Annotated in this window: 18 protein-coding genes; 4 read left to right on the top strand and 14 right to left on the bottom strand. The window is 37.3% G+C overall.

Annotated features, from left to right (window positions below; translation table 11 throughout):
* The first annotated feature begins 36 nt into the window (after window positions 1-36).
* Complete coding sequence (locus MKY88_RS00200; RefSeq protein WP_008179685.1) at window positions 37-1,311, top strand: cation:dicarboxylate symporter family transporter; 1,275 nt, start codon at window positions 37-39, stop codon at window positions 1,309-1,311.
* A gap of 44 nt (window positions 1,312-1,355) precedes the next feature.
* Here the strand turns inward: MKY88_RS00200 and MKY88_RS00195 are convergent, their stop codons facing one another.
* From MKY88_RS00195 to MKY88_RS00150, 10 genes are all read right to left on the bottom strand, one after another.
* The gene (locus tag MKY88_RS00195; protein ID WP_328205601.1) at window positions 1,356-1,976 is read right to left on the bottom strand and encodes an RraA family protein; all 621 of its coding nucleotides are present in this window, start codon (window positions 1,974-1,976) and stop codon (window positions 1,356-1,358) included.
* Window positions 1,977-2,111: 135 nt separating this feature from the next.
* Window positions 2,112-3,020 carry a methyl-accepting chemotaxis protein gene (locus tag MKY88_RS00190; RefSeq protein WP_328205603.1) on the bottom strand — a complete coding sequence of 303 codons (909 nt, stop codon included), beginning with the start codon at window positions 3,018-3,020 and terminating at the stop codon, window positions 2,112-2,114.
* A 64-nt stretch (window positions 3,021-3,084) separates the two neighbouring features.
* Window positions 3,085-3,612: an LOG family protein gene (locus MKY88_RS00185; RefSeq protein ID WP_445669159.1), complete on the bottom strand. Its 528-nt coding sequence runs from the start codon at window positions 3,610-3,612 to the stop codon at window positions 3,085-3,087.
* Window positions 3,613-3,701: 89 nt separating this feature from the next.
* On the bottom strand, window positions 3,702-4,370 hold the full coding sequence (locus MKY88_RS00180; protein WP_008179676.1) for a deoxynucleoside kinase: 669 nt from the start codon (window positions 4,368-4,370) through the stop codon (window positions 3,702-3,704).
* Entirely contained in the window at window positions 4,370-5,005 is a 636-nt protein-coding gene (locus MKY88_RS00175; RefSeq protein WP_193833516.1) for a deoxynucleoside kinase, read from the bottom strand. The genes MKY88_RS00180 and MKY88_RS00175 overlap by 1 nt, the downstream gene beginning before the upstream one ends.
* 193 nt (window positions 5,006-5,198) lie before the next feature.
* Complete coding sequence (locus tag MKY88_RS00170) at window positions 5,199-7,610, bottom strand: heavy metal translocating P-type ATPase (protein ID WP_193833515.1); 2,412 nt, start codon at window positions 7,608-7,610, stop codon at window positions 5,199-5,201.
* Between the two features lie 81 nt (window positions 7,611-7,691).
* The gene (gene copZ / locus MKY88_RS00165) at window positions 7,692-7,898 is read right to left on the bottom strand and encodes a copper chaperone CopZ (RefSeq protein WP_036121975.1); all 207 of its coding nucleotides are present in this window, start codon (window positions 7,896-7,898) and stop codon (window positions 7,692-7,694) included.
* Window positions 7,899-7,932: 34 nt separating this feature from the next.
* Window positions 7,933-8,265 carry a metal-sensitive transcriptional regulator gene (locus MKY88_RS00160; protein WP_008179668.1) on the bottom strand — a complete coding sequence of 111 codons (333 nt, stop codon included), beginning with the start codon at window positions 8,263-8,265 and terminating at the stop codon, window positions 7,933-7,935.
* Between the two features lie 69 nt (window positions 8,266-8,334).
* The gene (locus tag MKY88_RS00155; RefSeq protein WP_193833514.1) at window positions 8,335-9,282 is read right to left on the bottom strand and encodes a cation diffusion facilitator family transporter; all 948 of its coding nucleotides are present in this window, start codon (window positions 9,280-9,282) and stop codon (window positions 8,335-8,337) included.
* An 18-nt stretch (window positions 9,283-9,300) separates the two neighbouring features.
* Window positions 9,301-9,630 carry an ArsR/SmtB family transcription factor gene (locus tag MKY88_RS00150; RefSeq protein ID WP_025117719.1) on the bottom strand — a complete coding sequence of 110 codons (330 nt, stop codon included), beginning with the start codon at window positions 9,628-9,630 and terminating at the stop codon, window positions 9,301-9,303.
* A 168-nt stretch (window positions 9,631-9,798) separates the two neighbouring features.
* Here MKY88_RS00150 and tadA point away from each other — a divergent pair, with 168 nt between their 5' ends.
* The 3 genes from tadA to MKY88_RS00135 all read left to right on the top strand — a co-directional run bounded on the left by tadA (window position 9,799) and on the right by MKY88_RS00135 (window position 12,100).
* A complete protein-coding gene (gene tadA, locus MKY88_RS00145) occupies window positions 9,799-10,311 on the top strand; it encodes a tRNA adenosine(34) deaminase TadA (RefSeq protein WP_193833513.1) in 513 nt (170 codons plus the stop codon).
* Between the two features lie 179 nt (window positions 10,312-10,490).
* Entirely contained in the window at window positions 10,491-11,627 is a 1,137-nt protein-coding gene (locus tag MKY88_RS00140; RefSeq protein ID WP_340812820.1) for an SPFH domain-containing protein, read from the top strand.
* Between the two features lie 230 nt (window positions 11,628-11,857).
* Window positions 11,858-12,100, top strand: coding sequence for a TM2 domain-containing protein (locus MKY88_RS00135; RefSeq protein WP_204162659.1), 243 nt, complete (start codon window positions 11,858-11,860; stop codon window positions 12,098-12,100).
* An 88-nt stretch (window positions 12,101-12,188) separates the two neighbouring features.
* Here MKY88_RS00135 and MKY88_RS00130 read toward each other — a convergent pair whose 3' ends face one another.
* The 4 genes from MKY88_RS00130 to serS form a co-directional block, all read right to left on the bottom strand.
* Window positions 12,189-12,278 (bottom strand): sigma 54-interacting transcriptional regulator, encoded by a 90-nt coding sequence (locus tag MKY88_RS00130; RefSeq protein WP_340812819.1) that lies wholly within the window; start codon window positions 12,276-12,278, stop codon window positions 12,189-12,191.
* A gap of 45 nt (window positions 12,279-12,323) precedes the next feature.
* Complete coding sequence (locus MKY88_RS00125) at window positions 12,324-12,680, bottom strand: hypothetical protein (RefSeq protein WP_328205607.1); 357 nt, start codon at window positions 12,678-12,680, stop codon at window positions 12,324-12,326.
* Window positions 12,655-12,780: a hypothetical protein gene (locus MKY88_RS00120; RefSeq protein WP_328205609.1), complete on the bottom strand. Its 126-nt coding sequence runs from the start codon at window positions 12,778-12,780 to the stop codon at window positions 12,655-12,657. The genes MKY88_RS00125 and MKY88_RS00120 overlap by 26 nt, the downstream gene beginning before the upstream one ends.
* A 140-nt stretch (window positions 12,781-12,920) precedes the next feature.
* Window positions 12,921-14,201, bottom strand: coding sequence for a serine--tRNA ligase (gene serS / locus MKY88_RS00115; protein ID WP_340812818.1), 1,281 nt, complete (start codon window positions 14,199-14,201; stop codon window positions 12,921-12,923).
* Window positions 14,202-14,205 lie beyond the last annotated feature (4 nt).

Below are 14,205 nucleotides of genomic sequence, written 5' to 3'. Positions count from 1 at the left end.
TGTCCTAAAAATTTAATATCAGGGGGTACAAAGGGTTTGAAGAAGAAATTTAAAATCAGTCTAGCCGCTCAAATTTTAATCGGCTTGATTTTAGGGATCATTGTTGGTGGTATTTTTTATGGAAACCCCAAGATTGAGACATATTTACAACCATTAGGGGATATCTTTTTACATCTTATTAAGATGATTGTTGTACCGATTATTATTTCTACATTAATCGTAGGTGTTGCTGGTACTGGAGACATGAAGCAGCTTGGGCGATTAGGCGGGAAATCCATTATTTACTTTGAAATTATTACGACTGTAGCTATTTTAGTCGGATTACTTTCCGCTAATATTTTCCAACCTGGTGCAGGAATAAACATGAACGAATTATCTCAAGGAGATATTTCGAAATATGTTACAACGACTGAGGAAGTACAGCATGAGGGGCCCTTCGATATAATTGTAGGTATTGTCCCAACAAATATTATTCAGTCTATGGCTGAGGGTAATATGCTTGCGATTATTTTCTTCTCAGTTATTTTTGGTTTAGGAGTTGCAGCTGTTGGCGATCGAGGAAAGCCAGTCTTAGACTTCTTCCAAGGGGTAGCAGATGCGATGTTCTGGGTAACTAACCTCGTAATGAAGTTTGCTCCAATCGGGGTATTTGGTTTAATTGGTGTAACCGTTTCCAAATATGGGTTTGCCTCACTGGTACCACTTGCCAAATTAGCCATTCTTGTTTATGCAACTATGTTATTCTTTATCTTTGTTGTTCTTGGCCTTGTGGCAAAATTCGCAGGAATCAGCATCTTCTATTTAATTAAAGTGCTGAAAGATGAGCTAATCTTAGCATTCTCAACAGCAAGTTCTGAAGCTGTATTACCGCGTATTATGTTAAAAATGGAGAAATTAGGGGCTCCGAAGGATATTGTATCCTTTGTTATCCCAACCGGTTACTCCTTTAACTTAGACGGATCAACGCTATACCAAGCGATTGCAGCATTATTTATTGCGCAAATGTACGGTATTCACCTAAGCATTGGTGAACAAATTACGTTAATGCTTGTATTGATGGTTACATCGAAAGGGATTGCAGGGGTTCCAGGGGTATCTTTCGTAGTGCTTCTAGCCACTTTAGGTACTGTCGGCATTCCGTTAGAAGGTCTAGCATTTATCGCTGGTATTGACCGTATTCTTGATATGGGACGTACAGTTGTTAACGTAATTGGTAACTCATTAGCGTCATTAGTTATGGCGAAATGGGAAGGCCGTTTTGATCGCGAAAAAATGAAGAATTATTTTAATGAAAATGAAAATTTAGCATAAAATAAAAAACGCTCACGATGTTGGATGGCATCGTGAGCGTTTTTTTATTTTCCAAGCACTTTATTTAAATATGCAACAATGGATTCTTTGCCATTTGCATGTGCTTCTTGAGCACGCTTTTCATCTTTTAGTATCTTTTCCTCCGCAGCTTCGATCACTTTTTCAGCATCTTGCTGTGATACAACAATGACACCATCCACATCTCCAATTATATAGTCGCCTGGGTGAACTGTTACTCCTCCAATGGCAATGGGAACATTTACTTTGCCACCACCATTTTTATTACCAGCAGCTACTGTAGTACCTAAAGCGAATACAGGGAAATCTAGCTCACGAATAGCGGCAATATCACGAATTACACCGTCAACTACAAAGCCTTGTACACCAATACCTTTTGCTAAGGACACCACAAAATCTCCTGCTACCGCTCGATTGGTGTTTCCTTTTGCATCAATAACCAAAATATCTCCTTCATTAGCCGCTTGAATAGCCTCCAACACTGCACCATTTTCACCATCTGGTAATCGTACAGTTACCGCACGCCCAGCAACTTTAAAATGATTGGCTAGAGGTTTAATCGTACTACACAAATTCGTATGTCCACCTGTCGCATCTGAAATAGCTGTTGTTGGTAGATGCTGAAAACTTACTTCCACTTTTGTCATCCATAACACCCCTATTATGATTAATGAACGTCTTACACAAATATTGTAATGAAAAAACTTATACTATTTCAACACATCTACCAAAATATTGTAAATTAGTCCACCATCTAGTCTGCGGATGGGCAATATGCAACGTTAAATAATTTCAATAAATTGCTTGGACTGCTCGTCTAAAGCTTCAGCCGCAGATGCAATTTCATTAAAATCTTTAGTTGTAATAGTAATTTGTTCATTTGTTTTTTCTACTTTTTCAGCTATCTTTGTAATACTGTCTGTCACTTGATTAATTTCCCGCTCTATCCCCTCTATATGATCCTTCACCTCTGAAATGGATTGCTCTACCCTGACAGAAAGCTTGCGCACCTCTTTTGCCACTACATCAAAGCCTCGGCCATACTCCCCAGCTCGTGCAGCTTCAATAGCTGCATTTAAAGCTAATAAATTTGTTTGGGAAGCAATTTCTTGAATGGTTTTCACAATCACTTTAATGGAAACAGATTGATTTTTTAGCTGTGCCAGATTGCTAACATTTTCTTTTGACTCCTGAGAAACCGCTTGAATGGTGCTCAGTAATTCTTGACTATTTTGAATACCAGCCTCTGAGCGTTGATGAAGCTCATTAGACATTTCCTTCAATTGATCGGCTACATTTGTTATTTCATTTTGACGTTCAGTAATATTTGTAGCAATTTTTGAAACACCAATTACTTTATTTGTGTGGTTAGCGAAAACAGGCATATACGTAGCCTCAAGCCAAATCCTTTGGCCATTTGCATCAATTCTCTCAATTTTGTCCTGATAACTATTTCCTGCTACTAAATTGCGCCAAAATTGTTCGTATGCTGCACTGTGAACGAAATTTGGTAAACAAAAATCTTTATGATTCTTTCCTAACATCTCTTGTACTGTATAGCCTAATGTTCTAGCAAATAGTTCATTCACATAGGCTACCCTTCGATCCATATCAAAACGTATAATTGCTATATTTCGTTCAATGGCTTGTACTACTAAATCATCGGTTACTTGAGTATCTGCACCTTGCATAATCCACCTCATCCATTTCTATTTTTTACCGTTTATTTTATATTATAAAAAACATGGGCAATGTTCACCCATGTTTTTTTAGTAAACGTACTATTTCCTCTGGAGTAGTTGCTATACGGAAAAAGGACTTTTGTTCAGGTCGTATAAATCCTTCCTCTAGCATTATTTTAAAATGCTGTAAGAGTGCATCATAAAAACCATTTACATTATATAAAATGACAGGTTTTTCATGAAGGCCAATTTGTGCCCAAGTAAAAACTTCGAAATATTCGTCTAAAGTTCCTGCACCTCCTGGAAGAGCAATAAATGCATCAGCCAGCTCCACCATTTTAGCTTTTCGAATATGCATAGACTCAACAAAATGAATTTCTGTTAATGAAGCATGAGCCAGTTCCCGCTTTTGTAAATGGGTTGGCATAACACCAATAACCTCTCCACCTGCGGCTAAAACAGCATCTGCGACCTTTCCCATTAACCCCATCTTGGAACCACCGTAAACAACACTATGTCCGTGCTTAGCTAATACTGTACCTAGCTCTGTAGCTTTCTCCCCATACACTGGACTTTTACCTATACCAGATCCGCAATACACTGCAATTCTTATAGTAATCCCTCCTATTCAAAAAACGTGAAACAATCGGCTATGTATTGTTTCACGTTCTTTGGTCGTTTCTTGCTCTTCTATTTTCTTAAATGGCTTGTTTGTTTTAGCATATGACTGATACGGCTCACAATTGATTCAATTGCATCCGGATTTTTTAATAAATCATAATCATTAATATCTAAACGTAGAACTGGACAGGAATTAAAATTATTAACCCAGTTTTCATAACGTTCATGCATTTCTATCCAATAATCATTTGGCGTTTGTTGCTCCATTGCACGCCCACGTTCTTGTATACGCCCAATAACAGCATCAATCGGCCCCTCTAGATAAACAAGTAAATCTGGATGTGGGAAATACGGTGTCATGACCATAGCATCAAATAAATTTGTGTATGTTTCATAATCTGTTGGGCTCATTGTTCCCTTATCGTAATGCATTTTAGCGAATATCCCAGTATCTTCATAAATAGAACGGTCTTGTATAAATCCTCCACCATACTCAAAAATACGTTTCTGTTCCTTAAAACGCTCTGCCAAAAAGTAGACTTGTAAATGGAAGCTCCATTTTTCAAAGTCCTCATAAAATTTATCAAGATACGGATTTGTATCTACTTTTTCGAATGATGTTCGGAAATTTAATGCTTCTGCTAAAGCTTTTGTCATCGTAGACTTTCCTACGCCTACAGTACCGGCAATCGTGATGACCGTTTGTGGAGGAATATCGTATTTCTCTCTTAAATTCATTATTGCAAACTCCTTTTTTGTAACGTATCCTTAATAATTTTTAAAACATAATTTAAATCGTCTGGATTTTTAACAAAATCGAGCTGATCTCCATTAAATCGAATAACTGGTATTTCAGGATGCATATTCTCAAAATGTTCGATAAAAGAATGATAATCGGTTACGAGCTGCTCCATATAATCGCGTGATATCATTTTTTCAAAATCTCGTCCACGCATGGCAATGCGTTTCATCAATGTTTCAACACTTGCATGTAAATAAACAACTACGTTAGGAACAGGCATGTCTTTTGTTAATATTTTATATATTTCCTCATACTTTTCGTATTCGGTAGATGCCAGTGTACGCTTCGCAAATATTAAATTTTTAAAAATATGATAATCTGCTACAACTGGCTTGGCATGAGCAAATCGGAATTTTTTAATGTCCGTTAATTGCTTATAGCGATTACAAAGGAAGAACATTTCCGTTTGGAAACTCCACTCCTCAATGTTTTCATAAAACTTATTTAAAAAAGGGTTTTCGTCTACAATTTCTTTTAATAGATGGTAATTAAATGTCGCCGCTATCTCTTTTGATAAAGAGGTTTTACCAACACCAATCGGACCTTCTACCGTAACAAATGGAACCGTCACCAGAAGCTCCTCCTTTTGTTCTATGGATTCGATCATTGTGTTCTACATAAATGAGTCAGTACCTTTCATTTTATCATAGTGAGAAAATGAAAAACAGAATCAACCTATTATTCTAGAAAATTAAGCAGGAGATTTCCCTCCGTATAAATAGAAAAAAGGCATTGAGAATATGCATCCCAACGCCTTTTCATCTTTACAATTTCACTCGCTGTAAACGTAGAGCATTTAATACAACCGATACAGAACTAAAAGCCATTGCCGCACCTGCCACCCACGGAGCAAGCAGACCAATTGCAGCAATCGGAATACCTAATGTATTGTAAGCAAATGCCCAAAACAGATTTTGTTTAATATTACGCATTGTTTTTCTACTCATAAGAATGGCATCCGCAATACTATTTAAATCACCACGGATTAACGTAATATCTGCCGCTTCCATCGCCACATCTGTCCCTGTACCAATGGCCATACCAATATTGGCCGTTGCCAGCGCAGGTGCATCATTAATACCGTCGCCAACCATTGCTACATTTTTACCCTGGGCTTGAAGTTTTTTCACCTCATTTGCTTTTCCTTCAGGTAAAACTTCCGCAATAACTTGGTTCACGCCTACCTCTGTGCCTATTGCCTGGGCTGTACGTTCATTATCTCCCGTCATCATGATGACTGTAATGCCCATATTCTGTAAACGATGGATGGCTTCCTTAGACGTATCTTTTACTGTATCAGCAACAGCCACTACCCCCGCATATTGGCCATTTATTGCGGCCAACATCGCTGTTTTGCCATTTCGCTCTAGTTGCTCCATTGTTGGTAAAATATCATCCAGCTGGATGCCGTACTGTTGCATTAATTTTCGTGTACCAATGACAACACCTTGACCTGAGACTGTTGCCTGCACACCGTAACCTGGAATAGCCTCAAAAAATTGAACTTCCCCTAAAGCAATCCCACGTTCTTCTATACCATGAACAATCGCCTCTGCAAGTGGATGCTCCGACTGTTTCTCAGCCGCACCAATTAATGATAAAAAGCGTGTTTCCTCTTGGTCTGGCGCTAAAAGAACATCCGTTAGTACTGGCTTACCATGTGTCACTGTCCCTGTTTTATCTACAACGACCGTATCAATACTTTGTGTTTGTTCTAAATGCTCGCCACCTTTGAATAAAATTCCAAATTCAGCAGCGCGACCCGAACCAGCCATTATAGAGGTCGGTGTGGCTAAACCAAGTGCACATGGGCAAGCAATTACAAGTACTGCAATTAAGACCTCTAAAGCAGGCGTAAATTCTCCTGGACGTACCCAAATAATCCAAACTATAAATGTCACAATCGCAATGCCCACAACAATTGGTACAAAAACCCCTGAGATTTGGTCTGCTAAACGTTGAATCGGTGCTTTTGATCCTTGAGCATCTTCTACCACCTTAATAATTTGTGCTAGTGCCGTATCACGACCAACCTTTGTCGCTGTCATTTTTATAAAACCATTTTTATTAATAGTCGATCCAAATAATGAATCGCCCTGCTTTTTATCGACTGGTAAACTCTCTCCTGTCAACATGGATTCATCAACAGCCGTTGTTCCCTCTAAAACTTCTCCGTCAACGGGTATCTTTTCTCCTGGTTTAACTAGGATGATATCACCAATCATCACTTCTTCTAAAGGCACTTCCATCTCTAGACCGTCACGTACAACAATGGCTGTTTTGGCTTGAAGTCCCATCAGTTTTTTTATCGCCTCAGATGAACGTCCTTTTGCTTTTGCCTCAAATAATTTACCTAATAAAATTAATGTAATTAATACAGCGCTTGTTTCAAAATAGAGGTGCGGGCCATGATGTGATCCTATCGTCACGATTGCTTGATAAACACTATAGAAATAAGCCGCTGATGTCCCCATCACAACAAGTACATCCATATTTGCACTGCCATTTCGTAATGCCTTATATGCCCCTACATAAAACTGCTTACCAATAATAAATTGTACGGGTGTAGCCAACACCATTTGAATCCATGGATTCATAAGGATTTCCGGCACATATAAAAACGATGTAAATGAAAAATGTCCAACCATAGTCCAGAGCAGTGGTAGGGATAGAATAGCTGATAAAATAAATTTTTGTTGTTGCTGCTTAATAGCCTTTTCTCGATGATCCTCTGTTTCCTGCTCATCTGCTTTTTGATGAGCGCCATATCCTAACTTCTCAACCTTAGCAATAATATCTGCAATGTTCACCTCTGATGGGTTAAACTCAATCATTGCTTTTTCAAGAGCTAAGTTGACATTGGCAGATGATACGCCGCTCATTTTATTTAATCCTTTTTCTATTCGAGTAGCACAGGCCGCACATGTCATTCCTGTAATATCAAGTTCAGTTTTTTGTTTAACTACTCCATAGCCAAGCGCTTCTATCTTTTTTTCAAAATCTGCTTCACTTAGCTTTGCTGGGTCGTACTTAATAGATGATTTTTCAAGCGCTAAATTAACTGTTGCTTGTTCTACTCCATCCATTTTATTTAACCCTTTTTCTATGCGAGTGGCACAGGCCGCACATGTCATCCCTGTAATTTGCAAATTAGCTTCCTTATGATCAGAACTCATTTACCTTTCACCTCTCCTTATACCGACTGGGGGTATATATTTTTGAAAATAAGAGAGTGCCACAGAAGCACTCTACAAATTTTATTTTACTTCATAGCCTTGATCATCAATTGTCTCTTTAATTTGATCAAGTGATACTTGTGCATCGTCAAATGCAACATCAACTAAACCTTCTGCTAAATTTACTTTTACTTGTTCAACACCAGCTAAAGCACCAACGTTTTTTTCAACCGCGTTTACACAATGACCACATGACATTCCTTGTACATTTAATGTTACATTTTGCATAATAAATCTCTCCTTTTAATTTTTTTATAAACATCTATTTTTTCATTAACTTTTGAATCGTTACTACTAATTCATCTAAAACCGCATCATCGCCCTCCGATAGACGATCCACAACACAACCCTTTAAATGACCTTCTAATAAAATTTTCGCTACACTATTCAAAGCTGATTGCGTCGCAGATAGTTGCGTAATAACATCATCACAATAAACGTCTTTTTCGATCATTCCCTTAATGCCTCGGATTTGACCTTCTATACGGTTTAAACGAGTTGTTAAATCCTTTTTTACACGCTCAGGGTGATGGCTTTTTCGACAAGACGTAGCTCCCTCTGTATGACAAGCATCCTCTTTTACTATGTCCTCCATTCACTACACCTCCTATTTCAGTTTCATCATACTATACCCACGAAGGGTATGCAAGCCATAAAATTTTTTTTATTCATGATGATGTTCATGAACATTTTTCAATTGACATAAAATCGAGCTTTCATGTGGATGGGAAGCCGTTTCTAATTGAATGGTTACATGTTTAATACCCTTATGCTCAAGATTATGTTCAATTTTTCGTAGAATATGCTCACCATCTACAATGTTTAAGTGCTTATTTACAACTGCATGACAAGACAAAGCATTGGTTCCACTAGTAATTGTCCAGATGTGTAAATCGTGGATGCTTTCTATCCCATCGGTTTGTTCAATTAATTGAATTATCTCCTGAACATCGACATTTGAAGGTGTTCCTTCCATTAAGACATGAATAGCGGATTTTGTAACATAGTAGCCACTTCTTACTACTAATAAGGCGACAATAACACTCGCTAGAGGATCAGCCCATCCCCAACCAAAAAACATAATTAGTAAGGCGGCCACAATAGCCCCTACGGATCCAAGCATATCACTCAGTACATGTAAAAAAGCCCCACGCATATTTAAATTGTCCTTTGTATCACTACCACGCATCATAATCCATGCAACTAAGATGTTAACCAAAAGACCAATTGTACTAATAATAAGCATACCTGTAGTAGCCACTTCAGGAGGATTTGCAAAACGTTCGATCGCTTCATAGAAAATAAATAATGCAATCCCAATTAATGTAACGCCATTTAATACTGCCGCTAATATTTCAAATCGTTTATATCCATATGTTTTACTATAGCTTGCTGCTTTTTCTCCAAAAACAAACGCAAGTAAGGCGATAGCTAATGAGATGGAATCACTTAACATATGACCGGCATCCGATAAAAGAGCCAAACTATTCGTTAAAAAACCACCAATTGCTTCAACAACCATATAACTAGTAATAATAATAAATGATACTATTAACACCTTTTTATTAGCGCCATGTGTATGATCATGGCCATGATCATGATTATGTCCCATCATTAATTCCTCCGTTCTTTAGTTATGTGCAGCATGCTCAATTGCCTGCTTCAATAAATTCATAATGTGATCGTCATCTTTGGAGTAATATAAAGTGGTACCTTCTCGTCTAAATTTCACTAATCGCAAATTTTTTAGAAACCGTAATTGATGAGAAACGGTTGATTGTCCTAAATCTAAAATTTCAGCAATGTCGTTGACGGAATGCTCATCTGCGCATAGTAAATTTAAAATTCTGATTCGTGTCGGGTCACTTAATGCCTTAAAAGTTTGTGACACAACGAATAATGTCTCATCGTCTAAATGCTGACTATTTTCCACATTCGTTATTTTTATTTGTTCATCCATATTAGTTTACCCCCAATAATTTATATTTATATATGAGCATGTGCTCATATATAAATATAAATGGTTATTTTAGGAATGTCAATACATCATGCTTTGGAATTCTGCATGAAGTTAAAAGTAGCAATTACCTATTAAGCAGGATAAACTACTTTTAAGGAGAGATATTTAGTGGATATTTTTGAAACAGATCGTCTATTTATGAAACAAGCATTAGAGGAAGCAAAAAAAGCAGCTATACTTGGGGAAGTACCTATAGGGGCTGTCCTTGTTTATGATGGGCAAATTATTGCAAGAGCTCATAACCTACGAGAAACAACACAAAATGCAACAACACATGCTGAATTAATGGTTATTCAAGAGGCTTGTCGAAAAATTGGCAGTTGGCGTCTCGAAAAAACAACACTTTACGTTACGCTTGAGCCTTGCCCCATGTGCGCAGGTGCAATCCTACAATCCCGTGTACCACGTGTCGTTTATGGTGCGAGGGATATGAAAGCAGGCTGTGTAGATTCACTCTATCGTTTATTAAATGATGCTCGCTTTAACCATGAATGCGAAGTATCTGAAGGAATTTTAGCTGATGAATGTGGACAAATCCTTACCGATTTTTTCCGAGCTTTACGTGAACGAAAGAAGGCAGAGAAAAAGGCAAGACAAGCAGCAATGGCTGAAAGGGAATAGCCGAATGAATATAAAATGTGAATATAAAAAGTAGGTGTCTTTCATTATGAAGACACTTTTTTAATATGGCAGCACCAAATTTCTGCGCGATAAAACATTGACATACATAAACTCAAAAGGGAGAATATAACTAGTTATAATTTTGATTTATTAGTAAATAAATAGGGGGTTTAATGTTCATGCCTATTTTTGATAGAGTGAAATTTGACGGATTACGCTCACGTGATTGGTTAATTTACAAGCATCCAACTGACAAGTTAGTACTTGGTACCACACTTATCGTCCATGAAGGACAAGTAGCCATTTTTGTAAAAGGTGGTCAAATGTGTGATGTTTTTAATGCGGGAACACACGTTTTATCTACGAATAACCTACCGATACTTCATAACATTGTAAATTTAGCATATGGAGGGGAAACTCCTTTCTCAGCAGAGATTTACTTTATTAATCTCACTGTGAAAATGGATTTATATTGGGGAACCACTGATCCTATTCAGTTAATTGATCCAAAATACTTTGTAAAATTGCGTATAAGAGCATTTGGGCAATTAGCTCTACGACTTGATGATTACTTAGTATTCTTTTCAGAAGTGATCGGCTCTATGAATAAAGATGATATTGTTAGCTTCGAAAAAGTACAGGATTATTTTAAAGGTTCTCTTATTACATCTGTAAAAACCGAACTAGCCAATAAGATTATTAATGAAAAAATTTCTGCGTTGGAAATAACGCCAGAGCTTCAAAACATTTCAAATAGTTTAAAAGAAAAAGTATCTGAAGAATTTATTAAGTATGGCTTTATAACAGCGAATTTCCATATTCAATCTATTAATTTCCCTGAAGAAGATTTTGAAGAAATTAATGAAATTTTACAGGATAAAGCTAAGTTTGAAATTATGGGAGACAATCGTTATGTTACCCAACGTAGCTTTGATGTTTATGAGTCAGCCGCATCAAATGAAAATGGAGTAGCTGGTATATTTGCAACTGGTGGAGTTGGCTTGAGTGTAGGACAAGGCATGACATCCATGATGAACCAACAAGTACAGCAACCTGGTCATCAGCCTACGCATAAGATTTGTCCTTCTTGTCATGGCAGTATTTCTTCTAGCAGTAAGTTTTGCAATTTATGTGGAGAAAATTTAGTGCGAAAAGTTATTACTTGTCATTCCTGCCACAATGAAAACGAAGAATCTTCAAAATTCTGCAGTACTTGTGGAACTAGTTTACTGAAACCGGTTTGTTCATGTGGACAAGAAATAGATGTTAATTCTAAGTTTTGTAATAATTGTGGTGCTCAGGTTCATCCCATTTAACAGTTTTAATCACACTAATTTTTCGACTATGTACTTAGAAAACAATTGGAGGTATTAACATGAGCAATATCGAATGTCCACAATGTGGTGCACCTGCTGATATCACATTATCTCAATGTAAATATTGCGGGGAAAAATTCAGTTTCCAAAGCGAACAACCAATAGTGCAACAACCTACTTTTCAACAATCGGTACAGCCTGTGTATCAAGCACAGCCACAACAAGCTCCTATGTATGATGGTATTGATCCTTCTTGGCCTATAAAAAGTAAAGGTTTAGCTGGGGTCCTCGCTATATTTTTTGGTGGTATCGGTATTCATAAATTTTATTTAGGGAAGGTTTTTCAAGGGATCCTTTATTTAGTTTTTTGCTGGACTTATATACCTGTCATTATATCTTTTATTGAGGGTATTATTTACTTACTCTCTAGTGAACACAATTTCTCTGTGAAACATCGAGTGCGCACTCGCTAATATTTTTTTAACAGTAGTTTCTAACTAAAAGATATTTTCACATGAAAGAAGGTGCCTCCTAGTGAGACACCTTCTTTTCTATATTTAATCAGTGTAATAAATGGTTTTGTAAAGCGCTCGTCTCATTGTGAATACCCTGTGCAATAATATCTTTTCCTATCCCTGTTTCCCCTGTCAATAAAATTGGAGCATTTTTCTTAGCACTACGGCGTGCCTTATCAAGCTACTCCTTCGTGTCGGCGTTTGTCGTAATAAAATCCTCTAGGCGATACGTCGTATGATTATGTCGATATAGTTTATATCCCAGGAAATTATCTAAGTATTTTATTTGCTTACTTTCATAAAAATGCTTTGAAAACTCAATTCCACCAACGGATTTGCCCTGTTCCATTATCGGGTAGGTCGAACATAGTGATAAGTAACTAAAACCATTCAAGGTCGTTAATTGTTGTTCGTAATATAAAATTGGTTGTCCCGTTTGCAATACTTTAAAAATGGTACTTGTTTCAGGTGATAAATTTTGATAATTATCAGTCACAGTACTGTGAAAAAATTCATCTGGTGTTAAGCCGATTTCCAATAATATATGCTAAATCATAAAATATTGCACAGCCTTTATCGTCTGTAATTAAGTCATTGTCAAATTCATTTAAAGCCTGAGTAAATTGCTGTAAATCCATGAATTCCCCCCTTGTCCCCATGAATATTACCCATTATAACGAATTTTCAAAAATTATGAGAGTTATCAATTTTGCAAAAGAAAAAAGGCTATTTTAGATTACCGTGTAAAGGTTAGTCTAAAATAGCCTTGATCAGTTGTTTATTTTGGGGCAATTAGTTCTTTTCCACCCATATATGGTCTTAAAACTTCAGGAATTACTACGCTTCCATCAGCTTGTTGATAGTTTTCTAGTATAGCGGCAACTGTACGACCAATCGCAAGACCTGAACCGTTTAATGTGTGAACATATTCTGGTTTTGCATTTGGGTCACGACGGAAACGAATATTTGCTCGTCGTGCTTGGAAGTCCTCAAAGTTTGAACAAGAAGAAATTTCACGGTACATATTTTGTGCAGGAATCCAAACCTCTAAATCATATTTTTTCGCAGCAGTAAAGCCTAAATCGGCTGTACACATTTTTAATTTACGATATGGTAAGCCTAGTAATTGCAGTACTTTTTCAGCATGACCCGTTAACAGCTCTAACTGCTCATATGACTCCTCAGGTTTTACAAAACGAACTAATTCCACTTTGTTAAATTGGTGCTGACGGATTAAACCACGTGTATCACGACCTGCAGAGCCTGCCTCTGAACGGAAACATGCACTGTATGCAGCAAAACCTTGTGGTAAAGCTTCAGCAGTTAAAATTTCATCACGGTAGAAGTTTGTTACTGGTACTTCCGCTGTTGGAATCATGAAATAATCTGTTTCCTCTAATTTAAATACATCTTCCTCAAACTTAGGTAGCTGTCCAGTACCCGTTAAGCTATCGCGATTTACAATCACAGGTGGCAGCATTTCCTCATAGCCATGCTCTTCTGCATGTAAATCCATCATAAATGTCATTAACGCACGTTCTAAGCGTGCCCCAAGGCCGCGGTAGAATAAGAATCGGCTACCAGTTACTTTGGCACCACGTTCGAAGTCCACAATTTTTAGATCTGTAGCTAAATCCCAGTGCGCTTTAATATCAAAATCAAATGCCGGAATTTCACCCCATGTATATTCCTCAACATTGTCATCTTCTGTCGTACCCACTGGTACAGATTCATGAGGAACGTTCGGCAGGCGCATCATCATATCTTTAAAGCGCTCTTCCACATCATTTAATTGAATATCAAGCTCTTTAATTTCATCACCCACTTGACGCATACGTGCAATCACTTCATCTGCATTTTCTTTGTTGCGCTTCATAACAGAAATTTGCTCAGATACTTTATTTCGTTCTGCTTTCAGTTCTTCCGTTTTAGCAATTAGTTCTCGACGCTTTGCATCTAAATTTTCAAAGTCATCTAAATTCCCTAAATCTTCATTACGTGTTAATAGCATCTCTTTAATTTCCGCGAAATTATCGCGCACGCGTTTAATATCTAACATCGAT

Origin of the sequence: Lysinibacillus sp. FSL R7-0073 (assembly GCF_038009065.1) — a bacterium.
Taxonomy (GTDB): Bacteria; Bacillota; Bacilli; order Bacillales_A; family Planococcaceae; genus Lysinibacillus; species Lysinibacillus fusiformis.
This window is presented reverse-complemented; position numbering and strand designations above follow the sequence as displayed.